The 26,900-nt window shown below is 76.8% G+C and carries 26 protein-coding genes; 9 read left to right on the forward strand and 17 right to left on the reverse strand.

The window, feature by feature from the left end; all coding sequences use genetic code 11:
- Positions 1 to 29 precede the first annotated feature (29 nt).
- From D0Z06_RS03855 to D0Z06_RS03870, 4 genes are read right to left on the reverse strand one after another with little or no spacing between them, the layout of a single operon-like run.
- A complete protein-coding gene (locus D0Z06_RS03855; RefSeq protein WP_233517428.1) occupies positions 30 to 1,619 on the reverse strand; it encodes a DUF2252 domain-containing protein in 1,590 nt (529 codons plus the stop codon).
- A gap of 51 nt (positions 1,620 to 1,670) precedes the next feature.
- Entirely contained in the window at positions 1,671 to 2,780 is a 1,110-nt protein-coding gene (locus tag D0Z06_RS03860; RefSeq protein WP_199522110.1) for a spore photoproduct lyase family protein, read from the reverse strand.
- A gap of 49 nt (positions 2,781 to 2,829) precedes the next feature.
- On the reverse strand, positions 2,830 to 3,855 hold the full coding sequence (locus tag D0Z06_RS03865) for a M23 family metallopeptidase (protein WP_117376028.1): 1,026 nt from the start codon (positions 3,853 to 3,855) through the stop codon (positions 2,830 to 2,832).
- Entirely contained in the window at positions 3,852 to 4,364 is a 513-nt protein-coding gene (locus tag D0Z06_RS03870) for a hypothetical protein (protein ID WP_117376029.1), read from the reverse strand. The genes D0Z06_RS03865 and D0Z06_RS03870 overlap by 4 nt, the downstream gene beginning before the upstream one ends.
- Before the next feature lie 174 nt (positions 4,365 to 4,538).
- Here D0Z06_RS03870 and D0Z06_RS03875 point away from each other — a divergent pair, with 174 nt between their 5' ends.
- The 4 genes from D0Z06_RS03875 (at position 4,539) to D0Z06_RS03890 (ending at position 9,457) form a co-directional block, all read left to right on the forward strand.
- Positions 4,539 to 4,808, forward strand: a complete 270-nt coding sequence (locus tag D0Z06_RS03875) for a hypothetical protein (protein ID WP_117376030.1) — start codon at positions 4,539 to 4,541, stop codon at positions 4,806 to 4,808.
- A 169-nt stretch (positions 4,809 to 4,977) separates the two neighbouring features.
- Positions 4,978 to 6,444 carry a hypothetical protein gene (locus tag D0Z06_RS03880; protein WP_147331975.1) on the forward strand — a complete coding sequence of 489 codons (1,467 nt, stop codon included), beginning with the start codon at positions 4,978 to 4,980 and terminating at the stop codon, positions 6,442 to 6,444.
- The gene (locus tag D0Z06_RS03885) at positions 6,441 to 7,961 is read left to right on the forward strand and encodes an SCO6880 family protein (protein ID WP_199522111.1); all 1,521 of its coding nucleotides are present in this window, start codon (positions 6,441 to 6,443) and stop codon (positions 7,959 to 7,961) included. Before D0Z06_RS03880 ends, D0Z06_RS03885 begins: the two co-directional genes overlap by 4 nt.
- Positions 7,958 to 9,457, forward strand: coding sequence for an ATP/GTP-binding protein (locus D0Z06_RS03890; RefSeq protein WP_117376125.1), 1,500 nt, complete (start codon positions 7,958 to 7,960; stop codon positions 9,455 to 9,457). Before D0Z06_RS03885 ends, D0Z06_RS03890 begins: the two co-directional genes overlap by 4 nt.
- Positions 9,458 to 9,495: 38 nt before the next feature.
- On the opposite strand, the gene lepB is transcribed toward D0Z06_RS03890, so the two are convergent.
- The 12 genes from lepB to glgA all read right to left on the reverse strand — a co-directional run bounded on the left by lepB (position 9,496) and on the right by glgA (position 21,737).
- Positions 9,496 to 10,086, reverse strand: coding sequence for a signal peptidase I (gene lepB, locus D0Z06_RS25220; protein WP_158579868.1), 591 nt, complete (start codon positions 10,084 to 10,086; stop codon positions 9,496 to 9,498).
- On the reverse strand, positions 10,083 to 10,751 hold the full coding sequence (locus D0Z06_RS25225) for a hypothetical protein (RefSeq protein ID WP_158579869.1): 669 nt from the start codon (positions 10,749 to 10,751) through the stop codon (positions 10,083 to 10,085). The genes lepB and D0Z06_RS25225 overlap by 4 nt, the downstream gene beginning before the upstream one ends.
- On the reverse strand, positions 10,748 to 12,712 hold the full coding sequence (locus tag D0Z06_RS03900; RefSeq protein ID WP_117376032.1) for a multicopper oxidase family protein: 1,965 nt from the start codon (positions 12,710 to 12,712) through the stop codon (positions 10,748 to 10,750). Before D0Z06_RS03900 ends, D0Z06_RS25225 begins: the two co-directional genes overlap by 4 nt.
- Before the next feature lie 139 nt (positions 12,713 to 12,851).
- Entirely contained in the window at positions 12,852 to 14,213 is a 1,362-nt protein-coding gene (locus D0Z06_RS03905; protein ID WP_117376033.1) for a sensor histidine kinase, read from the reverse strand.
- A complete protein-coding gene (locus D0Z06_RS03910; protein ID WP_117376034.1) occupies positions 14,210 to 14,896 on the reverse strand; it encodes a response regulator transcription factor in 687 nt (228 codons plus the stop codon). Before D0Z06_RS03910 ends, D0Z06_RS03905 begins: the two co-directional genes overlap by 4 nt.
- A 192-nt stretch (positions 14,897 to 15,088) precedes the next feature.
- On the reverse strand, positions 15,089 to 15,493 hold the full coding sequence (locus D0Z06_RS03915) for a response regulator (RefSeq protein ID WP_117376035.1): 405 nt from the start codon (positions 15,491 to 15,493) through the stop codon (positions 15,089 to 15,091).
- A 139-nt stretch (positions 15,494 to 15,632) separates the two neighbouring features.
- Positions 15,633 to 16,394, reverse strand: coding sequence for a serine/threonine-protein kinase (locus D0Z06_RS03920; protein WP_117376036.1), 762 nt, complete (start codon positions 16,392 to 16,394; stop codon positions 15,633 to 15,635).
- Complete coding sequence (locus D0Z06_RS03925) at positions 16,391 to 17,515, reverse strand: hypothetical protein (RefSeq protein WP_199522112.1); 1,125 nt, start codon at positions 17,513 to 17,515, stop codon at positions 16,391 to 16,393. Before D0Z06_RS03925 ends, D0Z06_RS03920 begins: the two co-directional genes overlap by 4 nt.
- Positions 17,512 to 18,318 carry an ABC transporter ATP-binding protein gene (locus D0Z06_RS03930; RefSeq protein ID WP_117376127.1) on the reverse strand — a complete coding sequence of 269 codons (807 nt, stop codon included), beginning with the start codon at positions 18,316 to 18,318 and terminating at the stop codon, positions 17,512 to 17,514. Before D0Z06_RS03930 ends, D0Z06_RS03925 begins: the two co-directional genes overlap by 4 nt.
- Positions 18,315 to 19,397 (reverse strand): FecCD family ABC transporter permease, encoded by a 1,083-nt coding sequence (locus tag D0Z06_RS03935; protein WP_233517429.1) that lies wholly within the window; start codon positions 19,395 to 19,397, stop codon positions 18,315 to 18,317. Before D0Z06_RS03935 ends, D0Z06_RS03930 begins: the two co-directional genes overlap by 4 nt.
- A 5-nt stretch (positions 19,398 to 19,402) precedes the next feature.
- Positions 19,403 to 20,341, reverse strand: a complete 939-nt coding sequence (locus D0Z06_RS03940; protein ID WP_233517430.1) for an ABC transporter substrate-binding protein — start codon at positions 20,339 to 20,341, stop codon at positions 19,403 to 19,405.
- Positions 20,342 to 20,564: 223 nt separating this feature from the next.
- On the reverse strand, positions 20,565 to 21,737 hold the full coding sequence (gene glgA, locus D0Z06_RS03945; protein WP_117376038.1) for a glycogen synthase: 1,173 nt from the start codon (positions 21,735 to 21,737) through the stop codon (positions 20,565 to 20,567).
- Between the two features lie 206 nt (positions 21,738 to 21,943).
- Here glgA and glgC point away from each other — a divergent pair, with 206 nt between their 5' ends.
- The 3 genes from glgC (at position 21,944) to D0Z06_RS03960 (ending at position 24,720) form a co-directional block, all read left to right on the forward strand.
- Positions 21,944 to 23,164, forward strand: coding sequence for a glucose-1-phosphate adenylyltransferase (glgC, locus tag D0Z06_RS03950; protein ID WP_117376039.1), 1,221 nt, complete (start codon positions 21,944 to 21,946; stop codon positions 23,162 to 23,164).
- Between the two features lie 22 nt (positions 23,165 to 23,186).
- Entirely contained in the window at positions 23,187 to 23,696 is a 510-nt protein-coding gene (locus D0Z06_RS03955; RefSeq protein ID WP_117376040.1) for a 2'-5' RNA ligase family protein, read from the forward strand.
- 67 nt (positions 23,697 to 23,763) lie between these two features.
- On the forward strand, positions 23,764 to 24,720 hold the full coding sequence (locus D0Z06_RS03960) for a class I SAM-dependent methyltransferase (RefSeq protein WP_158579870.1): 957 nt from the start codon (positions 23,764 to 23,766) through the stop codon (positions 24,718 to 24,720).
- 25 nt (positions 24,721 to 24,745) lie between these two features.
- Here D0Z06_RS03960 and D0Z06_RS03965 read toward each other — a convergent pair whose 3' ends face one another.
- Entirely contained in the window at positions 24,746 to 25,390 is a 645-nt protein-coding gene (locus D0Z06_RS03965) for an O-methyltransferase (protein WP_117376042.1), read from the reverse strand.
- Positions 25,391 to 25,634: 244 nt separating this feature from the next.
- Here D0Z06_RS03965 and sigE point away from each other — a divergent pair, with 244 nt between their 5' ends.
- Positions 25,635 to 26,222 (forward strand): RNA polymerase sigma factor SigE, encoded by a 588-nt coding sequence (gene sigE, locus D0Z06_RS03975; RefSeq protein ID WP_233517431.1) that lies wholly within the window; start codon positions 25,635 to 25,637, stop codon positions 26,220 to 26,222.
- Positions 26,219 to 26,803 (forward strand): anti-sigma factor family protein, encoded by a 585-nt coding sequence (locus tag D0Z06_RS26865; protein ID WP_117376043.1) that lies wholly within the window; start codon positions 26,219 to 26,221, stop codon positions 26,801 to 26,803. Before sigE ends, D0Z06_RS26865 begins: the two co-directional genes overlap by 4 nt.
- Positions 26,804 to 26,900: the final 97 nt, after the last annotated feature.

Raw genomic sequence — 26,900 nt, forward strand, 5'->3', positions numbered from 1 at the left:
GCGCCGCTACGGCCCGGGCGCCGGGCGGGTCAGTCGTAGACGAGCTCCAGGTGCTGGAAGGCCCCGAGGGCGTGGTCGGCGCGGAAGGCGGCGTGGTCGGCGCGCAGCCGGTCCACCGCCTCGCCGGCGAAGCGCAGCATGTCGTCGACGAACAGCTCCGGCTCCCCGGCGGCCTCGAGCACCGCCGGCTCCACGTCGTAGTCGACCTCACCGGCGTCGTCGGACAGCGAGTGCGTGTGCGCCAGCACCCGCCCGCAGATGCCCGCGTACTCCCGCCACTCGCTGCCGGAGATGTCCTCGAGGTCGAGGTCGTCCCGGTAGGGCGCCCGCTCGCGCACCATGAAGCTCTGCCCGTCGACGCTCGCCGCGCCGAAGAACACGTCGCCGCCGACGAGCTGGACCCGCTGGGCGTCGCGGATCCGGCCGCCGTACCCGTCGAGGCGGAAGTTCGAGGGCGGGACGAGCCCGGCCAGCGCCGACCGGCGGGCCTGCTTGAACTCCAGCACCAGGTCGTCGGTGCCGTCCCCGGCCGGCCCGCCGAGGAGCACGTGGTAGCGGGTCAGCCCCAGCGAGGCGGTGCCCTTGCCGAGCCGCCGGGCGACGTCCTTGACCTGCATCCCGTTCGCGCGGGCCGGGACGTCGATGCCGTTCTCGGCCACGTACCGGTCGACGATCTCCTGGAACTCCTCGACCCGCGAGGTGACCGGCACGCATTTGCGGCTCACCTTGAAGCCGGTGCGGGTCGGGTTCAGGTGCTTGTCGGCGAGCCACCCGGCGCGGGGCCGGGCGACCGCCCCGGCGATCAGGTCGGCGATCAGCGGCGGTGCGTTGTCCCGGCGCACCTGCGTGTCGGTCTCGTCGCCGCGGCGGGCGAAGGTGGCCATCCCGTCGAGGTAGCCGCGCACGAAGCAGCGCACGACCTCCTCGGCCTTCCCCGGGCCGCGGCCGCCGAGGACCTCCGCGCCCAGCAGGAACCCGGTGGACCCGCGCTTGAGGTCCCACGTGAAGGGGGCGTAGGAGGCCTCGTCGAAGTCGTTCACGCCGAAGATGGGCACGTTGTCGGCGCTGGGCATGACGCCGAAGTTGCCCGGGTGCACGTCCCCGAGGGCCAGCACGGTCGGCATCCGGGCGTCCTCGCCGGCCATGTCGCGGTAGAAGAGCAGCGCGGTGCCGCGGAAGAAGGCGTACTGCGAGTCCGCGAGGACGTCGAACTTCTCCTGCGTGCCCTCGGCGTTGCGGTCGATGCGGAAGCGGTGGTCCTCGCGGACGGTCTCGCGCACGTGCATCCGCCGGTCGTTGCCGTGGAGCTGGCGGGGGACCAGCACCATCTGGCCCTCCGCCCGGGCCCGCGCCAGGGTCTCGAAGGCCGCCACACGGGAGACCGGCGAGCGCCCGCCGCGCTCCCCGGTCGTGCGGGCCGCGTCCTCGGGCGGCTCCGGTCCGTCACCCAGGGCCCCGGCACCGTCCCCGTTCGGGTCGGCGCCGCCCCCGTTCCCCCGGTCGCGCAGCGCCTCGATCAGCTGCGCCCGGTTCATGGACGAGCGCCCGGGCAGGTCGGCCTCCCGGGCCAGCGCGGCCAGCTCGGCCCGGGTGCGGTCGTCGAGGGTGGTGTCGGCCATGGGACACCCGTATCCGGTGCCCGGTGCCCGGACACCGAGGTCACACGATCGTCAGAAGGCGTACCGGATGCGCAACCAGGGGGCGTGCGCCGCGACCAGGGCCCGCAGCCGTTCCACGCCCGCCCGCTTGACGTCGTTGCGGTAGCGCACGTTCCACTGGCCGTTCTGGCTGCGCTTGGGCTGCTGCAGCTCCGGTCGCCACAGCAGCTCCTCGGCGCGCGGGTGCCAGCCGAGGTTGACCGCGTGCAGGTCCCGGTTGTGCGTCAGCATGATCACCTCGGCGGCGGCCTGGGCCTTGGCGGCCGGGCCGAGCACGTCGTCGAGCTGCCGGAGCAACGCGGCCCAGTCGGCCTCCCAGCCGTCCCGGAGGATGACGGGGGAGAGGTTGAGGTGGACCTCGTAGCCGGCGGCGACGAAGTCGTCCACGGCGGCGACGCGCTCGGCCACCCGGCTGGTCCGGACGTCGACGACGCGGGCGTCGGCGTCCGGCATCACCGAGAACCGGACGCGCGTGCGGCCCCGCGGGTCGAGGTCCAGCAGCTGCCGGTTGACGTACTTGGTGGCGAACGAGGCCTTCGCCGTCGGCAGCTCCCGGAAGGTGGCCACCAGGTCGGCGACGTTGTCGCTGACCAGGGCGTCGACCGAGCAGTCGCTGTTCTCGCCGATGTCGTACACCCAGCTGACCGGGTCGCACTGGTCGGGCTCGGCCTTGACGCCCTGCCGGGCCACGTGCCGGCGCAGGTAGCCGGTGATCTGCTCGATGTTGGTGAAGACCGTGATCGGGTTGGCGTAGCCCTTCTGCCGCGGCACGTAGCAGTAGGCGCAGGCCATCGCGCAGCCGTTGGCCGTCGACGGGGCGATCCAGTCCGCCGACCGGCCGTTGGGGCGGGCGGTCAGCGACTTCTTGACGCCGAGCACGAGCGTCTCGGTCTTCACCCGGACCCAGCGCTCCACGTTGCCCTCGTTGCCGTGCAGCTCGGGGATCCGCCAGTGCGAGTCGACCTCGACGACCTCCGCGGCCGGGAAGCGCGCCAGCACCTCCCGGCCCCGGGTCGAGGTCAGCGCGGCTGGCTCGGCGTAGACCCGGCGCACCTGCAGCAGGCGGCCCGGGGCGGTCGCTGCGGGGGTGGGGGAGGGGACGGTGGGGACGGCGTCGGGCACGCCGGGTGCAGCACCGGCCGGGACCGCGCTGTTCCGGGAGCCGGGCCGGTCAGCGCGGATCGAGGCCGCGATCGGTGAGGAAGGCCAGGGGGTCGGTGGGGACGCCGTCCAGCAGCACCTCGAAGTGCAGGTGGCACCCGGTCGAGTCGCCCTCGCTGCCCACCCGCGCCACCTGCTGGCCGGCCACCACGGGCTGGCCCACGACGACGAGCAGGCCGTCGTCCGCCATGTGCGCGTAGCGGGTCACCACCCCGCCGCCGTGGTCGACCACGACGAGGTTGCCGTACCCGGAGGCCGCCCCGGCCCGGACGACGACCCCGGTGGCGGCGGCCACGATCGGGGCGTCGCAGCCGGGTGCGAGATCCAGGCCCGCGTGCACCGCCGTCCCGTCGCCGGTCGGGTCGTCGCGGAGGCCGAAACCGCTGGTGATCGGGCCCTCCGACGGGGACGTCCACCCCCCGGTCACGGCCCGGAGCACCGGTGCGGCCCCGGTGCAGGAGACCGAACCGGTGCCCGGGGCCAGCCCGTCCGGCCGGCCCCCGGTGAGCGCTCCGACCACGGCCAGCGCGTCGTCCCACCAGCGGGCGTAGTGCCACGGGTCGGCGTTGCGCTGGGTGCGGTGCGCGGCGATGGTCGGCGGCAGCTGATCCCAGTTCTCCACCCGCAGCAGGGCCCGGAAGAAGTTGGCGGCCGAGGTGGCGGGGTCCATGCGGTCGGCGTAGCTGCCCCACGCGCCGTTGTCCCGCTGCTGGAACAGCCCGCGGCTGTCCGGCCCGACGGCGTCCCCGTGGTCCAGCACGGTGAGCGACGACTCGCCCATCGCGGTCATCACCCCGACGACCTGGCCGCGCGCGCCCACGCCGAGCGCCGCACCCGCCTGCACGATCGCCGCGGCGTTGGCTAGCTGCTCACCGGACCAGCCGGCCACCTCCCCGCCCGGCACCCCGGTCACCGACAGCGACCCGCCGGCGGGGGCGCACCCTGCCGGCCGGGCGTCCAGGACGAGGACGGCGGTCAGCAACCCGGCCGCGACCAGGACCGGGGCCAGCGTGCCGGCGACGGCGGTGCGGATCACGGGGCGGACGGCGCCGGGCCGACGGGGGTGATCCGCTCGACGAGCCAGGGGGCGCCGGCGCCCTCGCGCACCAGGAGGACGGCGAGGTCCCCGGTGTCGGTGGGCACCAGGACGGTGGCCAGGTAGGCGGTGTCGTCGGCGGCCGCGCGCGGGGGCCCGGTGACGGCGCTCGCGGGGACCTCGGCCGGGTCCGTGCCCTCGAAGGCGACGGCCGCGGACGGCGAGAGCAGCGGCGCGAGCCCGGCCCACCAGGTGGCCGGGTCCAGCCGGGGTCGGGCGAACGCGGTGACCGCGGTCCGGGCGGCCTCGAGCGCGGCGCCGTCGGAGGCGGCGTCGTCGGTGGGGGAGGGCAGCGCGGAGGGCAGCGCCGCCCCGGCGTCGCCCGGGCCCGGTGCCGCCGTGGCGGCGGGCCGGTCCGCATCGGGCACCGGTTCGGTCCGCACCGAACCGCACCCGGCCAGCACGGCTGCGCACCCGGCCAGCGCCGCGACGGCGGCGAGCCGGGCCACGGCTGCCGACCGGCGTCGTCCCCTCGCGGACATCGGTGCCCTCCCCTCCCGTCGCCTCCCGAGTACAGCTCCCGCGGGCCGGCTCGGGGCACCCCCAATTCCGGGCATTGCCGCACTTCCCGCCGGGACCGCACCGTGGACCCGCCCCATCCGAAGGACCCGAGGACGGATGCGATGAGCGAGCGCCCCGACCCGATCGCCGCGGTGGTCGACCCCGGCACCGGGATCGCCCCGCCGGGCGCCGAGGGCGTCGTCACGATCGTCTCCTGGGTGGCCTGGACGGTGCTCGCCCTCTGCGTCCTGGGCGTGCTGCTGGTCGGGGCCCGCATGGCGCTCGCGCACCGGCGGGGCGACGGGGCCGAGCACGCGGTGAGCCTGGGTTACGTCCTCGGTGCGGCGGTGCTCGTGGGCTCGGCCTCCGGGCTCGTCGCGGCACTCGTCTGAGTCGCAGGGCGAGGCGACGGCGATGGCGGTCGAGACGGGGGCACCGGCGGAGCCGACGGGGGCACCGGCGGAGCCGACGGGCGCACCGGCCGCGACCGCCACGCCCGCGCCGCCGGCCGAGCCCGCGGTCCCCGCCCCACCCGCCGATCCGGCGCCGCCGTCCCCGCCCGTGGAGCCGGTCGGTCCCGCACCGCCGGTCACCGCGCCGCCCGCGGACACCGCGCCGCCGGAGGACCCGCTCACCGGCGTCGTCCCCACCGCCCCGGAGCCCCCCGCACTCGAGGCCGCGTTCGACCGCGTGCCCGGGGTGCTGGTCCCCGCCCCGGAGCTCCCCGCGCCCGATGCCGCGTTCGACCGCGTCCCGGGCGTCGTCGTCCCCGACGAGACCCTCCGCGGCACCGCGGCGGGCGACCTGCGGCCGGTGGACGTGGTCACCGACGGTCGGGGCGGATCGCGCGGCACCGAACCGGTCGCCGGCTGGATCGACCCCGCCATGCCGGCCGCCGGCGTCGGGGTCGTGGACGAGGCACGAGGAGGCAACCCCGTGGAGGATCTCGCGCGAGAGGTCGTCGAGGCGGCCGGCGAGGCGCTCGCCGCGGTCGCGCGGCTGTGGGCGGACCCGCCGTCCCCCGGCATCGGCGCGGTGGGCGCCGACGGGACCATCGACCCGTCGGCGGCGGCCCAGCTCGTCGTCGGGTCGTTGACGTGGTACACCGCCGCGCTCGCCGTCGTCGCGGTCCTCGTCGCGGCCGGCCGCATGGTGTGGCAACGCCGGGGGGCACCGGTCGCCGACCTGCTGCGCGGCCTGCTCACGCTCGTCCTCGTCGGCGGGGCCGCGGTCACCGGCGTCACCCTGGTGGTCAGCGCCGCCGACGCCTTCTCCCTCTGGGTGCTGCAGCAGGCGACCGGGGACGTCGAGGCCGGGCTCACCGAGCTGCTCGCCGTCCCGCAGGACGGGGCCTCCTCCCCGGTGCTGACCGTCCTGCTCGGGACGGCGGTGCTGCTCGGGGCCCTGGTGCAGATCGTCCTGCTGGTCGCTCGCGGCGTCGTCCTGGTGGTCCTCGCCGGCGCCCTGCCGCTGACCGCGGCGGCGACGAACACCGACCTCGGCCGGTCGGTGTTCACCCGCACGGTCGCCTGGGTGCTGGCCTTCGTGCTCTACCAGCCGGCCGCCGCGCTGGTGTACTCCGCCGGCTTCCTGCTGCCCCCGGCGTCCGACGCCCCCCTGGTCGGGTCGCTCACCGGCGTCACCTTCCTCGCGCTGGCCGTGGCGACCCTGCCCGCACTGCTGCGGCTCCTGCAGCCGGTCGTCCGCACCGCCACCGCGGGCGGGCGGCGCCGGGGAGCCGGGGGGCTGCCCACCGGTGCCCGGGTGGTTGTCCCGGCCGGGAGCGGCCCCGCCGCCGCGCCCGGCGCGGCCCTGCGGGTGCCCTCCGGCCGCGGGGGTGGCCCCGCCGGTGTCGCGGTCGACGTCCCCCGGAGCCGCCGGTTGCGCAGCGGCGCGCCGGTGGAGATCCCCGCGCTCGGCGGGCCGGGCACCCCCGACCGCCTGGTCCCGGCCGGCGAGGGCCGGCACCGCCGCGGTAGCGGACCCCGCCCGCTGCCCGCACCGCGCGACGAGGAGCGCCTGCCGTGACGACCGCACCCCCCACCGCCCCGCGCACCTACGGCAACTGGCGGCGCCCCGGCACGGCCGGGCTCGGTTCCCTCGGGGCCCTGACGACCGGCCTGCTGCTGGCCGGCCTGGTCGGGGTGGTCGCGGCGCTGGCCGTGGCCGGCGTGCTCGGCGCGGTGCTCGCCGCCGTCGCGATCGCGGCGGTCCTGGGCCCGCTCGCGCTCCGCGACCGGCACCACCGCACCGGAGCGCAGAGGCTGGCCGCCCGGGCCGGGTGGGCCCGGGCCCGCCGCCGCGGGGCGCACCTCTACCGCTCCGGCGCGCTCGGGTGCACGCCGTGGGGGACCGCCCAGCTGCCGGGGCTGGCCGCCGGCTCGCAGCTGTCGGAGTGGCAGGACGCCCGGGGCCGGCCCTTCGCCCTGGTGTGGCTGCCCTCGACCGGCCACGCGACCGTGGTCCTGGTCTCCGAGCCCGACGGTGCCTCCCTGGTCGACCAGGACCAGGTCGACACCTGGGTGGCCCACTGGGGGGTGTGGCTGGCCGGGCTCGGCCACGAACCCGGCCTGGTCGCGGCGTCCGTGACGGTGGAGACCGCCCCCGACTCCGGCGCCCGGCTGCGCCGCGAGGTGGCCTCGGCCCTCGACCCCCGCGCGCCCGAGCTGGCCCTGGCCGTGCTGCGGGAGGTCGTCGAGACCCACCCCGCGGGATCGGCCACGGTCACCGCCTACGTCGCGCTCACCGTCGCCGCCGGACGCGGAGGGCGCCGGCGTGGTGTCGCCGACGTGGCCCGAGACCTCGCCGCCCGGCTCCCCGGGCTGACCACCGGGCTGTCGGCGACCGGGGCCGGCGCGGTCCGCCCGGCCACCGCCCAGGAGCTGTGCGAGGCGATCCGCGTGGCGTACGACCCCTCGGCCGCCCCGCTGCTCGACGAGGCGCACGCCGCCGGCGACGTGCCCGAGCTGCGGTGGGACGACGTCGGCCCCACTGCGGCGCAGGCCGCGTGGGGCTGGTACCGCCACGACGGGGCGGTGTCGGTGACCTGGTCCATGACGGAGGCACCCCGCGGGGAGGTGTTCTCCTCCGTCCTCGCCGACCTGCTCGCCCCCCACCCCGACGTCGACCGCAAGCGGGTCACGGTGCTCTACCGGCCGCTCGACCCCGGCAGCGCCGCGCGCGTCGTCGAGCAGGACCGGCGCACCGCCGACTTCCGGGCCATAGCGACCTCCCGGCCCAGCGCCCGGGCGCTGGCCGACCAGCAGGCCGCGGCGCTGACCGCCGAGGAGGAGGCCCGCGGCGCGGGACTGGTGGACTTCGCCCTGCTGGTCACCGCGACCGTCGCGGACGTGGACCTGTTCGACGACCCCCGCGCGGCGGTCGAGGCCGCCCGCACGGCCGTGGAGGGCCTGGCGGCCACCGCGCGGACCCGGCTGCGGCCGGTCCACGGCTCCCAGGACTCCGCGTTCGCCGCGGCGCTGCCGCTGGGCATCGTCCCCTCCGCCCACCTGTCGGTGCCCCGCGAGTTCCGGGACGCGCTGTGAAGCGCCGGCCGCCGCCCGCCGCGCCCGGTCCCCGCGGCTGGCCCGGCCGCGGCCGCGGGGCGGCGACCGTCGTCCACGCGCCCGACGAGTGGCGGGCCACGACCGTGCAGGCCTGCGGCCTGTGGCCCTTCGCCGTCGGCGCGGGGACGCCGGTCACCGGCGTCCCGCTGGGGCGCAACCTGCTCTCCGGGGCCACGCTGTGCTGCGACCCGATCAGCTGGTTCCAGCGGGCCCGGTTGATCAGCAACCCGTCGGTGTTCGTCCTGGGCCGGCCCGGGCTGGGCAAGTCCACCGTGGTGCGGCGGATGGCCCTCGGGCTGGCCGGCTACGGGGTGCTGCCCATGGTGCTCGGCGACCTCAAGCCCGACTACGTCGACCTGGTGGAGGCGGTCGGCGGGCAGGTCGTGCGGCTGGGCCCGGGCCGTGGGCACCTCAACGTCCTCGACCCGGGCGAGGCGGCGGCCGCGGCCCGCCGGCTCACCGGTGAGGCCCGGCAGCAGGTGCTGGCCGACGCGCACGGCCGGCGGCAGGCCATCGTCTCGGCGCTGGTCACGGTCGTGCGCGGCGCGCCCCCCTCGGACCGCGAGGAGACGGTCCTCGACCGCGGGCTGCGCGTGCTCGACGACACGCACGACGGGGCACGGCTCGGTGCTCCCACCCTGCGCCACCTGCTGGAGGTGCTGCGCGCCGCCCCGGAGGCCGTCCGGGCGGCCGCGCTGGACCGGGGGGACCGGTCCCGGTACGACGAGGTGACCGAGGAGCTCGAGGCCACCCTGGTCGGCCTCGTCGGCGGCGGCCGGCTGGGCCGGGTGTTCGCCGAGCCGACCAGCACGCCCATCCGCCGGGACCGCCCGGTGGTGGTCGACGTCTCGAGCCTCGACGACGCCCAGGGCGACCTGCAGGCCGCCGTCCTGCTGGCCTGCTGGTCGGCCGGCTTCGGGGCGATCAGCGTGGCCCACGCGCTCGCCGACGCCGGCCTGGAGCCCCGCCGCCACCACTTCGTGGTGCTCGACGAGCTGTGGCGGGCGCTGCGGGCCGGGCGCGGCATGGTCGACCGGGTCGACGCGCTCACCCGGCTCAACCGCCAGCGGGGCGTCGGCACCGCCATGGTCAGCCACACGATGGGCGACCTGCTGGCGTTGCCGACCGAGGAGGACCGGATCAAGGCCCGCGGCTTCGTCGAGCGGGCCGGCATGGTCATCTGCGCCGGGCTGCCCGCCGCCGAGATGCCGGCGCTCACCCAGGCCGTCCCGCTCAGCCGGGCCGAGCAGGAGCTCCTCCAGGGCTGGCAGGACCCGCCGTCATGGGACCCGGGGACCGGCCCGGAGGTCGAGCCCCCCGGCCGCGGCCACTTCCTGGTCAAGGTCGGTGGCCGCCCGGGCATCCCGGTGCGGCTCACGCTGACCGCGGTCGAGCGGCAGCTCAGCGACACCAACCGGCTGTGGCGGGAGCTCTCCCGGTCGGCCGGCGACGACCTGCCCGCACCGGCCGGCTGACCGGCGGGCGCCGCAACCCGGGCAGCCGGCGGGAGTGCTCAGCAGCCGGCGGAGCGGGAGGGCAGCGCGCCCGGGTCCGGCCAGACCCGGCCGGTGACGGGGCCGAGCAGCGCGGATTCCGGGACCGTCCCGAAAGCCCGGCTGTCGATGCCGCCGTCCCGGTGGTCGCTGAGCAGGAACAGCTCGCCGGGCGGCACGGTGACCGGCCCGAACCAGACACCGTCCATGAGCGCGGGGTCGATGGCCGGCTCGCAGACCGGTTCGCCGTCGACCACCAGCACGCCGTCCTCGAGGGCGACGCGGTCCCCGCCGAGGCCGACCACCCGCTTGACCAGCAGGCCGCTGCCGAGCGGGTCGGTGGCGGCGACCACGTCCCCGCGGGCGACGGGGTGCCGGCCGTGGTGGACCAGCAGCAGGTCGCCCGCCGCGAGCGTGGGTTCCATGCTGGTCGACTGGACCCGCATCAGCTGGAGGGGCAGCAGGCCGGCCACGGAGGCGGCGACGGCGACGGCCAGCAGGAGGCCGGTGACGGCCGCGGTGCGCCGCAGGAGGCCGAGCACGGCACCGCCGCGGTCACCGGTGCGGGGGTCACCGGTGACCGCGGCGGCGGTCCGGGGGGTGCGGGTCACCCGAGGACGCCGGCGAACCACAGCACCCAGGCGCCCCCGCCCAGCACCAGGAGCGCATCCGCTGCGCGGCGGCGGGCGGTGGGGGAGGGCAGCAGCGCCAGCAGGGCCGTGGTGGCCAGCAGCTCCGCGACGACGGCGGCCGAGCCCACCCCGTCGGGTCCGTGGGCGGCGGTGACCGGCGGGGCGCCGGCCATGGCGACGGGCCCCTCGACCGACGGCGCCATGCCGGCCGTGAAGTCCACACCGGTGACCGGGTCGAAGCGGGTCTGCGGCGTGTCGGCGTGGGCGTGCCCGCCCCCGGCGCCCGAGCCCGGGACGGCGAAGGCGTCGAGCAGCGTCGTCGTGTGGGCCAGCAGGTAGAGCCCGAGCAGCAGCACGGTGCCCAGGAGGGCCGCCGCGACCACCGCGACCGCGGGCCGTGAGCGGGTCAGGGCGGCCAGCACCAGGCGGGCGGCCAGCCCGGCCTGGGCCAGCGCGGTCAGCAGGAAGAAGCCGACCGCCAGGTCCCCGGCGCCGAGGTGGTCGACGCCGGCGGCCACGTGCAGCCCGGCGGCCGCGGCCAGCCCGGCGGCCGCCGCCAGCTGCCAGCGCCCCGTGCTGCGCGGGGCGACGTCCCGCGGGGCCCGCAGGAGGGCCGGGCGGGGCGGCGGCGGGACCGTGGTCACCGCGTGCCCCGGCGCGGTGCCCGGGTCGTGGTGGGCGCAGCGGTGGTGGTCGGTGCGGTGGTGGTCGGTGCGGTGGTGGTGGTGGTCGGCGCACGCCGCGGGGTGGTGGAGGGTGCGGTCGTGGTGGGCGCCGGGGGCGTCGGCTCCGGCGTGCCCGTGGGCTCGGGCGTCTCCGTGGGCTCGGGCGTCTCCGTGGGGTCGGCCGGGTCGTCGTCCGCCGGGTCCTCGGGCTCGGGCGCCGGCTCCACCTGCGGCTCGAGCGGCTCCGGGGTGCCGCTCTTCGGTGGGGCGGTGTTGATCGAGTCGCAGTCGATGTCGTGGTGACCCACCTGGAACTGGGTCATCATGTCGTGGTCCTCGTGCGACAGGTTGTGGCAGTGGATCATGTACCGCCCCTCCTCGTGCTCGAAGCGCATGAGCAGGCGGACGGTCTCGCCCTCGCCGACGTAGACGACGTCCTTGGGGCCGCGCTCCTCCGGTCGCGGGGGCTGCCCGTTGCGGCTGAGCACCTGGAAGTCCACGAGGTGGATGTGCAGCGGGTGGAACCAGCCCCCCGAGGAGTTGGTGACCTCCCAGATCTCGACCGCGTTCGGCTCGACGTGGGCGAAGACCCGCTCGTACCTGCTGCGGACGACGTCGTCCCAGGTCTCGTCGTTGATGACCCACAGCCCGTTGCTGCGCTCCAGCTCCATCCGGCGGGTGGCGGTGGCCATGGCCGGGGTCAGCGTCATCGTGGGGTGCGGGTCCCCGAGCACGCCGGGCACGGTGTTGCCGCGGGTGGAGAGCACCGAGGTGCCGACCTGGAACTGCATGACCTTGCCGGTGTGGTCGAAGTCCCGGGCGTTCTTCACGCCGAGGTTGACCAGCTGCACCTTCTGGCCGGCCAGGCCGGCGAAGTCGATGACGATCTCGTAGCGCTCGGCCATGCCGACCGTGAGCGTGGTGACCGTCTGCGGGCTGCTCATGAAGCCGCCGTCGGTCGCGATGACCTGGAACGGCTTGCCGTTGGACAGCCGGAGCCGGTAGCCGCGGGCCAGCGACCCGTTGAGCACGCGGAAGCGGTACTTGCGGGGCTGCACCTGCATGGTCGGCCACGGGACGCCGTTGACCAGGATGACGTCGCCGTAGACGCCGGACTCGCCGTCGTCGTCCCACATGAGCTGGCCGTTCGCGGCGAACATGACGTCGCTGATGATCAGCGGGAACTCGTACTGCCGCGGGTCGGTGACCGGCAGGCCGGGGTCGAAGCGCGGGATGTCCAGCGCGTCCTCGAGCTCCGGGTCGACGACGTGGTACTGGGCGGCCAGGCCCATGTAGACGTTCTCGGCGGTGTGGTGCACGCCGTGGTCGTGGTACCAGAGCGTCCGCGGGGTGCAGTTGTTCGGGTACTGGTAGTTCTTCCACTCGCCCGGGTTCGTCAGGTCGCCGGCGTAGCCGTCGAACTGCGGCTTGGACGGCGAGCCGTGCAGGTGGGTCGACGTCCAGGGCACGTACCGCAGCGTCGGGTGGGTGGCCGGCAGGGCGTTGATCTGCTGCATGACGACCCGGCTCGGCTTCTTCACCCCGTCCCGGGGGTCGCGGCGCAGGTAGGTGCGGATCGTCGGGCCGGGGACCTCGCCCTCGTAGCCCCACATCGTGGTCGCGACCCCGCTGATGAAGTTCGCGGTGGTGGGCTTCTGGGTGATCCGGTAGTACTCGGTGCCGTAGTACTCGGGCCCGGTGATGTCGGTGTAGGGGGCGACCGGGAGGGTGCCGAAGCTGCGCCCGCGCACGTCGTCCCGGGCGACCGGGGTGAGCACCCGGGGCGCGCGGAAGGCGGCGGCGTAGGGCCGGGGCAACCTCCGCTCGTCGAGCTCCGAGGCGCTCTTGGCCCGGAGCACGGGGGCGTAGGGCAGGGCCAGCGCCGCGGCCCCGGCCGCGCCCACCTTGAGGACGTCCCGCCTGCTGATCCTCGTCTCCATGAGGTCGGTCCCCTCTCGTCCCGGCCCGTCTTCGTCCGGAAGGACCTTCGTCCAGGGAGCCCCTCCCGTCACAGCCGCCGCGGGGGGTGGAGGGGCTCCCGCAATTGGGGGGTCCGTGCAGGTCAGAGGCCTGTTGTGGTCACTCCTCGTGTCCCTGCGGTACCACTGCGGTCAGGACCGTCCCGCCGCCGGCCCGGGCGCCGAGGGTGAACTCGCCCTCCGCGTCCCGCACGCGGTCACGCAGCAGCGCCAGCCCCAGGTGGCCCTCGCCGCGGCGGTCCGCGCAGTCCTCCGGCAGGCCGGTCCCGTCGTCGGCGACCTCGAGGCGCACGGCCGGGCGCCCGTGCAGCACGGCCTCCTCCAGCGTGATCCAGACGACCCCGGCCGCGGCGTGCTTGGCCACGTTGGTCAGCGCCTCGCGGGCCGTCCGGTACAGCACCGCGGCCGTGCCGGGGGCGAGGTCGGGGGGGAGCCCGACGTCGAGCACCGCCTCGGTGCCCTGCTCGCGCAGCGGCACGGCGAGGTCGGCGACCGCGGCACCCAGGCCCGGCCCGGAGAGGTCGGGCGGGTAGATGTCGACCATGAGGCGGCGCAGCGAGGCGACGGCGTGCCGGACCGTGGTCACCAACCGGTCGACGGTGGGCTGCCGGTCCTCCGGCACGCTCCCGCGGAGGGCGGTCAAGGCGTAGCTGACCCCGGCGAGGTCCTGCACCGGGCCGTCGTGGACGTCGGCCGCGATCGCCCGCCGCTCCCGCTCCGAGGCGGTGATGCTGCGCTCCATGAGCGCGGTGCGCTCGGCCTCCTGACGGGCGACCCGCCGGGCGAGCGACGTGGCGATCGGGATCTGGACCAGCTGCAGCAGGACGAGCGCACCGATCGCCATGGGGATGATCTGGGAGCGCAGGAGCGCGGCCTGCCGCTGGATGCCCTCGTAGGTGATGTAGGCCTCGAAGGCGAGGTCCTGGCCGGCCGCCCGCAGGGGCGCGTAGACCTCGAGCATCGAGCCGGTCCCCGCCGGGGCGGTCTCCGGGGCCTCGTCGACGTCGGAGTGCGTCTCGCCGGCGAAGGCCGCCGCCAGCTCCCGCTCGACCTCGAAGACCCGGCCGGTCAGCTCCGGGTCGCTGGACCAGAGCACCTCGCCGTCGGGGCTCCAGACGACCATCCGGGTCACCGAGCCGTCGCGCATCCGGCTCGCGGCGGCGCGGTCGAGCTCCTCGCGCCGGCCGGGGACACCGGCGAGCACCTCGGGCAGCTGCGGCGCGACCAGGTACTGGCCGAGCCGCTCGGCCGTGCGCTCGGCCTCGGCGAGGGCGTTGGCGCGGGCGATCCGCTCGCTGACCCACACCGTCCCGGTGGAGACGATGAGCAGCACCAGCAGGGCGGTCACGCAGAAGGCGACCAGCTCGCGGCGCGGCCGCCCCGTCCCCCGGGCCGGCCGGCGCGGGCGCCGGGGGACCGGGGGAGGGGTGGTGCGGTCGAGCTGGTCGGGTGCCGCGCTCACTCCGGGGAGCCGAGCAGGCCCAGCTGCTGGGCCTTGACGACGGCCTCGAGCTGCGAGCGCACGCCGAGCTTGACGTGCAGGCTCTTCACGTAGCCGCGGCAGGTCTCCAGGGTGATGCCCAGGACGCGGGCGATCGCCTTGACCTGCATCCCGCGGCCGAGGCAGTCGAGCACCTCCTGCTCCCGGCGGGTCAGCTGGGGCACCACGGCGCCGTGCCGGTCGGCCGGTCGGGCGACGGTCGGGCCCCCGGAGAAGGTGGACGGCGCCACGAGCATCTGGCCGGGCCGCACCCGGGTGAGGACGTCGATCATCTCGGCCAGTGAGCCGTCCTTCGGCACGAACGCCGAGGCGCCGGCCTGGGCGGCCCGGACCACCCAGTCGGGGTCGCGGTGCGCGGTGACGACCGCCACGACGGCGCCGGGAGCGACGTCGCGGATGCGCCGCGTCGCCGCCAGCCCGTCCTGCCGGGGCATCTCGATGTCCATGACGACGATGTCGGGCTGGAGGTCCTGGGCCATCGCCACGGCCTGGGCAGCCGAGTGCGCGATGCCGACGGGGTCCATGCCGGACGACGTCAGGGCGACGGTCAGCAGCTCGGCGAAGGTGCGGTGGTCGTCGACGACGAGCACCCGCGCCCTGGTCGTCGTGGTGGCGCTGGGTGGCTCGAGCTGGGCGAGCGTCATCGGTGGACCCCCCGTCCGTCCGGATGTGCGATGTGCCTCACACGGTGTGGCAGGGGTATGTGAGCGTGTCCACGACGCGATGACCAGCGGCTTCACCACCGACGGGACCTCGGACCCCACCACTTCGGAGGAGACGCCTCGCGGGTCGTCACCGAGGGTGAGCACCCGAGTGCAGGGTTGCGGCCGCACCCCTCACCCGGAGAGGGCCGTCGCCGCCTCGCTCCACGCCTCGCCGCCCTCGGCCACGGTGCGGACGTGCCCGGGCAGGGCCGCGGGGTCGTCGTCCTTGAGCAGGTACCCCGCCACGCCGAGGGACCGCGCCTCCTCGACCAGGGCGGGCGTCAGCTGCCCCGTGAGGACCACGACCCGCGCACCGGGGTGCTCGGCCAGCAGCTCCCGAGCGGCCTCGAGCCCGGTCACCCGGGGCATGGCCACGTCGAGGAGGACGACGTCGGGCTGCGTGCGGCGGGTGGCGTCGAGCACCTCCTCGCCGTCCTCGCACTCGGCGACGACGGCCACGTCACCGCTGGACTGCAGGAGGTCGGCGAGGGCGGAGCGCACGAACGCGTGGTCGTCCGCGAGCAGCACCTTGATCACGCGTCACCTCCCGAGCCGGATCGGCCACCGGGATCCGTCCGGTGCCGTGCCGCCAGCGTCATCCGACCAGGCGACGGCGGCCAGCGCCAGGGCTGGGGTCCGCCGACCCCCGATCCAGGGGGGAAACGGAACCGCCCGGTCACGCTCCGTGCCCGTTGCCGCCGGGGCCCAGGTCGTCCGCGGGCCGGAGCCGGGCGGGGTCCAGCCGGCCGTCGGCGACCTCGGCGGCGAGGTCGTCGACCAACCGGCCGGCCGACCAGGCCGCGGCCCGGAGCAGGTCGAGCGCCGCCGGGACGTCGACGTCCAGGGCCAGCGACAGCCGCCCGAGCCCCTCCCAGACCGCCGACCGCTGCCGCGCCTGGGGCGCCTGCAGCCAGGCCGGGCCCTGCCCGGCCGGCCACGTCGACCACACCGCGGCCTCGGCGAGCTCGGTGGCCACCAGGTCGGCGACCGCCATCGCCTCGAAGACGTCGAGCGACGGGATGGCGGAGTCGTCGGTGAAGTAGAGGTCGAGGGCGCCGGCGCCGGCCAGCGTCCGGACGAACGGCAGCGCCACGACCCCGCGGTAGGGGGTCTGCTCCAGCAGCAGCGCGGCGAACGCCGGCCACCGGCGCTCGAGGTCGTCGGCGGGGGCGAACACCGGCTGCTCCTCGTGCTGGGCGGTGCCGCACGGGCCGCTGCCGGCGGTGAACTGCAGCCGCTCGGCCAGCGACGCCACCGGGTCGCTGGCGCCCAGCGGGAGCCGCCGGTCCCGGCCGTCGTCGGCGCTGAGCCCGGCGCCGTCGACCGGCAGGATCCGGGCGCACACCCGCGCCAGACGCTCGGGCAGCAGGGCCGGGGCCCCCAGGTCCGGGTCCGCCGCCTCGTGCAGGGCCGCGGAGAAGCGCTCGGCGATGGTCACGGTCGGATCATCCCAGCCGCCGGCGGGCCCGGCTCGGCCCCGGCCGCCCCGGTCCCGGACGCCTCGGACCCGGACGCCTCGGACCGGCGGGTGTAGGCCGCCTCCCGGACGGCGTCGTCGGACTCCAGGCCCGCCCCGAGCGCGCCGCCGACGGTCGCCAGCGAGCAGGTGAGCCACGCCAGCGCGAGGTGGTCACCGAACCCGGCCGGGTGGCCGAGCGCCCCGGCGAGCACCGGGTCGACCACCAGGAGCAGCGCCCCGGCCAGGGCGAGCACGAACAGCGCCGCGTGGAAGGTGAGGACGCCCAGGACGACGGTCGCCACCGTGGCGAGGTCGAACAGCAGCACCTGCTTGCGCCCGCGGCCCCGGGGCACCCGCTCCCAGAGCGCACCGCCCACCACCAGGGCGGTGACCACCGCCGCCACCGACCCCAGGGCGATCACGGTCAGCCGGACCCCGCCGTAGGCGTCGGCCAGCACCCACACGTCGGGGGTGACGAGCGCGAAGACGCCGGCCGCGACCGCGGCGGTCAGGGCCCGGGAGAGCCGGACCGCCAGCCGCCACGGCCGGTTGGCCCGCACCATCCCGAGCAGCAGGGTGAGGTTGCCCGTCAGCACCCGGGCGGTGAAGCGCACCCCCGCGTCCGCGTCGGCCGGGTCGGTGGCCAGCTCCCGCAGCCGCCGCCCCACGGCGTCCCGGTCGCCGTCGTCCTCGTCGCCGAGCAGCGTGCGGACCAGCCCGACGGCGACCTCCAGGGCCCGGCGGCGGGTGCCGACCGCGCCCAGCGCCGGCACCGACAGCAGGCCCACGCCGTGCAGCGGGCTGGCGTGGGCCACCACCGGCCGGCGGGCCACGGTGAGCGGCAGGTCGGTGAGGACCACGGCCAGGTCCCAGTCCTCGGCCAGCAGCCGGCGGCGGGCGGCGTCGACCAGGTCGTCGTCGTCGGCCGGCGGGCGGGCCAGCGGGTCCTCGACGGTGCGGACCGACCAGCGCACCTGCGGGTGCCGGGCGGCCAGCACCCGGCCGAGCTCGCCGGCCAGCCGGTCGGCCAGGTCGGCGGCGACCCCGGGCCCGCGGACCAGGCCGAGCTCCACGAGCGGGGCGGCCGGCGGGGCGCTCACGCGGCACCGCCCGGTGCGGGGGCCGGCGGGTGCCGCAGCGGGAGGACGGCGGGCCCGTCGGGACCGGCGACCACCCGGGCCCGGGCGCCGTAGTGCGCGGCCAGCGCGGCGTCGGTCAGCACCTGCGCGGGCGGTCCCTCGGCCACCACCCGCCCGCCGGCCAGCAGCGCCAGCCGGCCGGCGTACTGCCCGGCCAGGCTGAGGTCGTGCAGCGTGGAGAGGACGGTCAGGCCGTCCTGGCGGCGCAGCCGGTCGACGAGGTCGAGCACCTGCTGGGCGTGCCCCAGGTCGAGGGCGGCCGTGGGCTCGTCCAGGAGCAGCACCCGCGGTTGCTGGGCCAGGGCCCGGGCCAGCACCGCGCGCTGCTGCTCGCCGCCCGAGAGCGTCCCTAGCAGGCGGTCGGCCAGGCCGGTGAGCCCCAGCCGCGCCATCACGTCGGTGACCACCGCGGCGTCGCGGGCGCGGGGCGCGGCGAGCAGGCCCCGGTGCGGCGTGCGGCCCAGCCCCACGTAGTCCCGGGTGGTGACGCCCTCGGGCAGCACCGGCTGCTGCGCGGCGTAGGCCAGCACGAGCGCGCGCCCGCGCCGGCCGAGCCCGGCGGCCGGGCGGCCGTCGACCCGCACCTCGCCGGCGTGCCGGTGCAGGCCGAGGACGGCGCGCAGCAGCGTCGTCTTCCCCGAGCCGTTGGGGCCGATGACCGCCGTCCAGCCGCCGGGCTCGACGGTGAGGCGCACGTCGTCGAGGACGCGGGTGCGGCCGTGGGCGGCCGACAGCCCGACCACCTCCAGGCGGGCCCCGCTCACCGGCGCCGCGCCCCCGCCCACAGCAGGCCGGCGAAGAACGGCGCCCCGACGAACGCCGTCACCACCCCGAGCGGCAGCTCGGCCGGGGCGAGCACGACCCGGGCCGCGAGGTCGGCCAGCACCAGGAACGCCGCGCCGGCCAGCAGGGCCACCGGCAGCACCCGGGCGTTGGCCCCGCCGACCAGCCGGCGCGCCACGTGCGGGACGACGAGGCCGACGAACCCGATCAGGCCGCTGACCGCCACCGCCGCGGCCGTCGCCAGCGAGGCGGCGGCGACCACCAGCAGCCGCACCCGTGCCGGGTGCACGCCCAGGGCGCGGGCCTCGTCGTCCCCGACCGCGAGCACGTCGAGGGCGCGGGCGCACAGCAGCAGCACGAGGCAGGCCGCCCCCAGGTAGGGCAGCACGAGGACGACGTCGGACCAGGCGGCGCGGCCGAGCTGGCCGAGCAGCCAGCCGTAGACCTCGCGCAGGTCGTCGGTGTTCTGCTGCTGCACCAGGGTCTGGGCCGCGGCCAGGAAGGAGGCGACGGCGATCCCGGCGAGCAGCAGGGTGGCGGTGTGCGACCCGCCGGCCGCCGTCCCCAGCGCCAGCGCGGCGCCGACGCCGAGCAGCGCCCCGGCGAACGCGGCCAGCGGCACCACCCCGACCGGACCGACCGAGGCACCCGGCGCCAGGGCGATGACCAGGGTCGCGCCGAGTCCGGCCCCGGCCGCCGCGCCGAGCAGGTACGGGTCGGCCAGCGGGTTGCGGAACACCCCCTGGTAGGCCGCCCCCGAGACCGCCAGGGCCGCGCCCACCAACGCGGCCAGCACCACGCGCGGCAGCCGCAGCCGCAGCAGCACCGCGGCCTCCGTGCCGGTCAGCCCGCCGGGGACGTCGAGCCCCAGCGGGGCCACGGCCCGGTCGAGCAGGGTCGCCACCACCGCGCCCGGCGGCAGCGGCAGCGCGCCCACCCACACCCCGGCCAGCACCGCGGCGACCACGGCCGCGCCGGCCCCGGCGAGCACCACCCCGGGGTGGCGGCGGGTGGCGGCCAGGGCACCGGGAGCCCGCGTGCCGCCGGCGGTCACCGTCACGCGGCTCAGCCCCGCAGCGCGCCGGCCACCGCCTCGGCGAGGTCGGCGACCCGCGGGCCCCAGCGCGAGGCGACCGCGTCGTCCACCTCGAGCACGCGGCCCTCCTGGACGGCGGGGACGGTGTCGAACGCCGGCCGCTGGGCCAGCGTCGCGGCGGTCTCCCCGCAGCACGCGGTGTCGGCGAGCACCACGAGGTCCGGCGCCCGGCCCACGACGTACTCGGCCGACAGCTGCGGGTACCCACCGGCCTGGTCGGCCGCGCCGTCGGCGATGTTCTCCAGGCCGAACAGGGAGTAGACGCCGCCGATGAAGGTGTCGCTGGTCGCGGAGTAGTAGCTCGGGTCCAGCTCGTGGTAGACGCGCATGCCCGCGGCGTCGTCGGGCACCGACCCGACCGCCGCGTCGATGCGCTCCTGCACGTCGGCGACGACCTCGGCGGCCTCCTGGGGGTGCCCGGTGGCCGCGCCGAGGGCCCGGATCTGGTCGTAGGCCTCCTCGAGGTCGTCGGCGGCGCCGAGCAGCAGCGTGGGGATCCCCAGCGCGTCGAGGGAGTCGACGACGCCGTTCAGGTCGTCGCTGAGGACGACGAGGTCGGGCTCGTACCCGGCGATCGCCTCGGCGCTCGGGGTGAAGGCCGACAGGTCGGTCGTCGGGGCCCCGGCCGGGAAGTCGGAGGTGCTGTCCACCGCCTCGACCTGGTCCCCGGCGCCGACGGCGAAGAGCATCTCCGTGGCGGTGGCCGACATCGACACGACGGCCTCGGGTCGCTCGTCCAGGGTCAGCTCGCCGTCGTCCCCGGTGACCGTGACGGGGAAGGCGTTCCCCGAGGACGGGGCCTCGGGGACCACGGCGCCCGGCTCGGCGTCGTCCCCACAGGCGGGGAGGGCGAGCACGAGGGGCAGGAGCAGCGCGGCGGCGGAGAGCCGGCGGGGGGTGCGGGACAACGGGGCCTCTCCGGAGGGGCGGCACGCGCCGCCCACGCGGACGCCGGGCGCCCGGGTGTGCGACCCCTGCCGCGAGGGTCGGAACACGGCGCGAGCAGGCGATCTGACTCGGGCCCGTTCTCGGGCCATCACAGCTGCGGGACAGTGCCGGGTTCCCACCGGACTTCGCTGCGGGCGCGCCACCGGCCGTGGGCCGGCCAGGCGACGGTACCAGCGCCGCTGGTCAGCCCCGGCCGGCGAGGACGGCGGCGTAGACCTCCACCGTCTGCCGGGCGATCGCCGGCCAGCCGAACTCGGCGAGCACCCGCTCGCGCCCGGCCGCCCCCATCGCCGCGGCCCGCGCCGGGTCGGCGAGCAGCTCGGCCACCCGCGCGGCGAGCCCGGCCTCGAAGGCCGCGGTGTCCCCGGGGTCGTAGGGGACGAGCAGGCCCGTGCGGCCGTCGTCCACCACCTCGGGGATGCCCCCGACCGCGCTGGCGACCACGGCGGTCGCGCAGGCGGCGGCCTCCAGGTTCACGATGCCCAGCGGCTCGTACACCGACGGGACGACGAACACCGTGGCCCCGGTGATCAGCGGGACGAGCTGCTCGCGCGGCAGCATGGCCTCGATCCACACCACGCCGTCCCGGCGCTCCTGCAGCGCGGCCACCGCGTCGGCGACCTGGCGGCGCTCCTCGGGGGTGTCGGCCGCGCCCGCGCACAGCACCAGGCCGGCCTCGGCGGGCAGCTGCTCGGCGGCGGCGAGCAGGTGGGTCACGCCCTTCTGGCGGGTGATCCGGCCGACGAACAGCGCGTAGGGCCGGTCGGGGTCCACGCCCAGCGACCGGACGACGTCCGGGTCGGCCACCGGGCGGTAGGCCTGGGCGTCCACGCCGTTGCCCACGACGTGCACCCGCGCCGGGTCCAGGTCGGGGTAGGCGTCGAGCACGTCGGCGCGCATGCCGTTGCTGACCGCGATCACCGCGTCGGCGGCGAGGTAGGCGGTGCGCTCCACCCAGGAGGAGAGCCGGTAGCCGCCGCCGAGCTGGTCGGCCTTCCACGGCCGGCGCGGTTCGAGCGAGTGCGCGGTGACCACGTGCGGGGTGCCGTGCACCAGCCCGGCGAACAGGCCCGCCCCGTTGGCGTACCAGGTGTGGCTGTGCACCAGGTCGACCCCGGCCAGGGCGCCGGCGATCTCCACGTCGACCCCGAGCGCCTGCAGCGCGCCGTTGGCCTCGCGCAGGCCCGCCGGGACCGCGTGCCCGACCGCGTCGGCCCGCTCGCCGCCGAAGCAGTGGACGTCGACGCGCGGGCCGTCCTCCAGCCCGCGGAGGGCGGCGGCGAGGTGCTCGACGTGGACGCCGGCCCCGCCGTAGACGTCCGGGGGCCACTCGCGGGTCACGATCCCGATGTGCACGCGGTCACCCTAAGAGGACCCCGTCCTCCTCACCGCTCGCGGGCTCGCGGCGAGCCTCTGGACGGGGCCGCCGCTGCCCCCGCCCCTCGCGGGCTCGCGGCGGGACCCTGCAGGGGGGGCCGCGCAGGTGAACCGGGGGGTCCCCTGAACGGGCGCCGGTGCCCTGCGGGGGCGCGGCGGCCCTGGCCAGGGACTAGGTTGCGGGCATGCGCGGCGGTCCTCGGGTTCTCGGCATCGTCCTCGCCGGTGGTGAGGGCAAGCGGCTCGCGCCCCTGACGCAGGACCGGGCCAAGCCCGCGGTGCCCTTCGGGGGCAACTACCGGCTCATCGACTTCGTGCTCTCGAACCTGGTCAACGCCGACATCCGGCAGATCGCCGTCCTCACCCAGTACAAGAGCCACAGCCTCGACCGGCACATCACCACCACGTGGCGGCTCTCGCAGCTGCTGGGCAACTACATCACCCCCGTGCCGGCGCAGCAGCGCCTCGGCCCGCGCTGGTACATGGGCAGCGCCGACGCCATCTTCCAGAGCCTGAACCTCATCTACGACGCCCGGCCCGACATCGTCGTCGTCTTCGGCGCCGACCACGTCTACCGCATGGACCCGGCGCAGATGATCGACCAGCACCTGCAGACCGGGGCCGGCGTCACCATCGCGGGGTTGCGGGTGCCCCGGGTGGAGGCCACCGAGTTCGGGGTCATCGACGCCGACGCCGAGGGGCGGGTGCGCGGCTTCCTGGAGAAGCCCGCGGACCCGCCGGGGCTGCCCGACTCGCCCGAGGAGAGCTTCGCCTCCATGGGCAACTACGTCTTCACCACCGACGCCCTGCTCGAGGCCCTGCGGGTCGACGCCGAGGACCAGCACTCGGTGCACGACATGGGCGGCTCGATCATGCCGATGCTGGCCGACGAGGGCCGGGCCTGGGTCTACGACTTCTCCACCAACGTCGTCCCCGGCGCCACCGAGCGCGACCACGGGTACTGGCGCGACGTCGGGACCATCGACAGCTACTTCGACGCCCACATGGACCTCGTGTCGGTGACCCCCATCTTCAACCTCTACAACGACCGCTGGCCGATCCTCACGCTGCCGCCGCAGCAGCCCCCGGCGAAGTTCGTCCTCGGCGGGCGGGCCGAGGAGTCGATGGTCAGCGCCGGGGTGATCATCGGCGGCGGGTCCGTGCACAACTCCGTGATCTCCCCGGGTGTGCGGGTGGAGCGGGGCGCGCGGGTCGAGGACAGCGTGCTCATGGACGGCGTCCACGTCGGCGAGGGGGCCTACGTGCGGCGGGCGATCCTCGACAAGAACGTCGTCGTGCCCGCGTGGGCCCGCGTCGGCGTGGACGTCATCGGCGACGCCGACCGCTACCACGTCAGCCCCGGCGGGGTCACCGTGCTCGGCAAGGGCGCCCGGGCCCACGTGTGAGGCCCGCCCGCGGACGGCGGCCGTGCGCCCCCTGATCGTCACGTTGCTGCTCGGGGGGCAGGCCCAGGCCCGCTTCGACCGGCTGCGCGCCGCGCACTTCCCGCCGGAGCGCAACCACCTCGCCGCGCACGTGACGCTCTTCCACGCGCTGCCCGGGGAGGACGCCGAGGCCGTCACCGCCGACCTCGCCGCCGCCGCGCACCGCCCCGCCTTCGAGGTGGCCGTCACCGGGCTGCGCTCGCTGGGCCGCGGCGTGGCCTACACCCTCGAGTCCGCCGAGCTCGCCGCCCTGCGCGCGGGGCTGGCCGCCCGCTGGGCCGACCGGCTCACCCCGCAGGACCGGCAGCCGCACCGGCCGCACGTCACCGTGCAGAACAAGGTGGACCCGGCCGCCGCCCGAGCCCTGCTGGCCGACCTCTCGGCCGCGTTCGTCCCCGAGCGGGTGCCCGCGCGGGGACTCGGGCTGTGGCGCTACGCCGGCGGCCCGTGGGAGCCGGTCGCCGAGTTCCCGTTCGCCCCCGACCGCACCTGAGGCGAGGTTGCCCGGCGGCCCCACCCTGCTGAACTACTCTCAGTACATGCGCCGTCACGCTAGTGCCATGATCCGGACCGTGCCCGTCGCCCGGCGGGTGGTGGACCGGCGCAGGGCGGCGGCAGCGGAGGTCGAGTCGTTGCACCGCGAGGTGGAGCGCCTGCGTGCCGATCTGGCGACCGCGGCCCGTGCGGCCTCCGTCGGCGAGTACCCGGTGGGCCACTTCCACTCGCCGGTCCCCGACATGGACGACGTCTGGGCGCGGGAGGCGGCGCTGTGGGCATCGCGGGACGACGTGCCGGGCATCGACCTGCACGCCGACGAGCAGCTCGCCCTCGCCGGCCGACTGGCCGACCTGGCGGCGGAGCACCCCTGGCAGGACGGGCACGCGCTCCGGTACCGCATGGACAACCACATGTTCGCCCGGGGGGATGCGCTGGTCCTCTACGCGATGCTGCGCCTGCACCGGCCGCCGCGCGTGGTGGAGGTCGGCTCCGGCTTCAGCTCCGCCCTGATGCTGGACACCGACGACACCCACTTCCGCAGCAGGACGGAGTTCACGTTCATCGACCCCCACCCGGAGCGGCTGCACGGCCTCCTGTCCGACCGCGACCGGCAACGGGTCACGGTGATCGAGGAGCGGGCCGAGTTGCTCGACCCCGTCGTCTTCTCCGGTCTGCGGGCCGGTGACCTCCTGTTCATCGACTCGTCGCACGTCTCCCGCATCGGGTCCGACGTGAACCACCTCTTCCTGGAGGTGCTGCCGCGGCTGCCCGCCGGGGTCCTCGTGCACGTCCACGACATCCCCTGGCCGTTCGAGTACTGGAAGCACTGGGTCGCCCAGGGGCGCTACTGGAACGAGGCGTACCTCCTGCGGGCCCTGCTCACGGACAACCCGAGGTTCCGGGTGCTGTGGTTCTCGGCCTACCTGATGAGCGAGCACCGGGAGGTGCTCGAGGCGCGCTGGCCGGACTTCGGGGCCCGCAAGGGCGACGGCGCGTCGATCTGGCTGACGACCGTCTGATCGGACCCCCGGCTGCCGCGGGCGGTCAGCGGCGGCGGGTGGCCACCAGCAGCCCGGCCCCGATGGGGAGGACGGCGGAGGTGAGGTCCTCGTGCTCGCGCACCGTGCGGGCCAGCTCGCGCCAGGCCACCGTCTGCTCGTCGCGGGCCGCCCGGTCGGCGATCCGGCCGCCCTCCAGCAGGCCGTGGCAGGTCAGCGTGCCGCCCACCCGGACCAGGTCGAGCACCGCGGCGAGGTGCCCGGCGTACTCGGTGGGCGGACCGGCGCACACCACCATGTCGTAGGCGCCGGGGGACAGCCGCGGGAGCACCTCCGCCGGGGTGCCGAAGATCATCCGCGTCCGGCCGGCCGGGTACCCGGCCTCGCCGAAGGCGCGCCGGGCGGCGCGCAGCTGCTCGGGGTCGGCGTCCAGCGCGGTGAGGACGCCGTCGGGCCGCATGCCCTGGAGCAGCCACAGCCCGACCACGCCGCCCCCGCTGCCGATCGACACGACGGCCCGGGCGCCGCCGCCGGCGGCGAGGACGGCCAGCGTGGCCCCCACGGCGGGCTCGACCGGCGGCGGCCCGCCGAGCCGGGCGGCCCGCGAGCGGGCCGCCACGACCGCCGTCGTCTCGGTGGCGTAGCGGTCGGCCCAGGCGTCGACGCCCGGCCGCGGCGCCCCGGCGGTCACCGCCGCACCCCGCGCGGGGGCGAGGGCCGCCCGCCCGTCGTCCCCGCGTCCGTCATCACCGGGCGAGGGTAGTGGCCGGTGCCGCTCCGCCCGGCGGCGCCGCGCAGCTGTGAACACCCTGTGAACGGGAACACCGGCCCGATCCGGCCCCGTTGACCCGTACGTGCGCCCCGAGCGAGCCACCGTCCCCCGACCCGCTGACGCTGGACGGCCCGGCACGGCCCCCGTCCGCGATACTGGAGCCGTGCAGCAGCCCGACGTGCCCACCCCCGCGACCACCGCGGGCGGCGAGCCCTGGGTCGCGCCGACCTGGGAGCAGGTGGTCCGCGACCACTCCGCCCGGGTCTACCGGCTGGCCTACCGGCTCTCCGGCAACGCCCAGGACGCCGAGGACCTCACCCAGGAGACCTTCGTCCGGGTGTTCCGGTCGCTGGCCGACTTCTCGCCCGGCACGTTCGAGGGCTGGCTGCACCGCATCACCACCAACCTGTTCCTCGACATGGTCCGCCGCCGGCAGCGCATCCGCTTCGACGCGCTGCCGGAGGACACCGAACGGCTACCCGGCACGGCGCCGAGCCCGGAGCAGGTCTACGCCGACACCCACCTCGACCCGCAGGTGCAGGCGGCGCTCGACGCCCTCTCCCCGGAGTTCCGCGTCGCCGTCGTCCTCTGCGACATCGAGGGCCTGACCTACGAGGAGATCGCGGCCACGCTCGGCATCAAGCTGGGCACCGTCCGCAGCCGCATCCACCGCGGCCGCGTGCAGCTGCGGGAGGCGCTGGCCCACCTCGCCCCGCGTCGGCCGCCGGTCCCGGAGGGGAGTGCGGGGTGAACATCCCCGAGAGCCACCTGGCCCAGGAGGCGATCACCGCCCTGGTCGACGGTGAGCTGTCCGGCGGCCCGGCCGCCCGGGCCGCCCGCCACCTCGGCAGCTGCGCGCAGTGCCGCACGGCCGTCGAGGCCCAGCGCGAGGCCAAGGAGACACTGCACCGGGCCTCCGACGTCTGCGTCCCCGGCGACCTGCTGAGCCGGTTGCAGGCGATCCCGTTCACCGCGGACGTCCCGGGGTCCGGCGGCGGCTCGCTGAGCGCGGGCCCCGGGCAGCTCACCGTCTCCGGCGCGTCCGGCTCCTGGTCGGTGCCGCTCGACGTCCGGCGGCCGGAGGAGCGCCCCGGGCAGGCCCGGTGGCTGCGCCGGGGGATGACCGGCGCGCTGGCCGGGCTCGGCCTCGGGGTGACCCTGATGGCGCTGAGCCTCCCGGCCGGCGGGGCGGGTGACGGGGGCGCACCCCCGTCGGTGGCCCGGCCGTCCGGTGACCAGCGCAGCGAGATCGTGCCGCCGTTCGCCGCCCGGGTCGCGGGCACCGGCTCGGCCGCCCCCGCCCCTGCCGGCGCCGCGGGCGGCACGCCCTGACCACCCCCACCGCCGGACCGTCCGGGGAGGACCCGCTGCCCGCCGACCCCGAGGACAGCCGCGACCCGCAGGACGGCGCACCGCCGCAGCAGGTCCC

Origin of the sequence: Geodermatophilus marinus (assembly GCF_003428645.1) — a bacterium.
Taxonomy (GTDB): domain Bacteria; phylum Actinomycetota; class Actinomycetes; order Mycobacteriales; family Geodermatophilaceae; genus Geodermatophilus.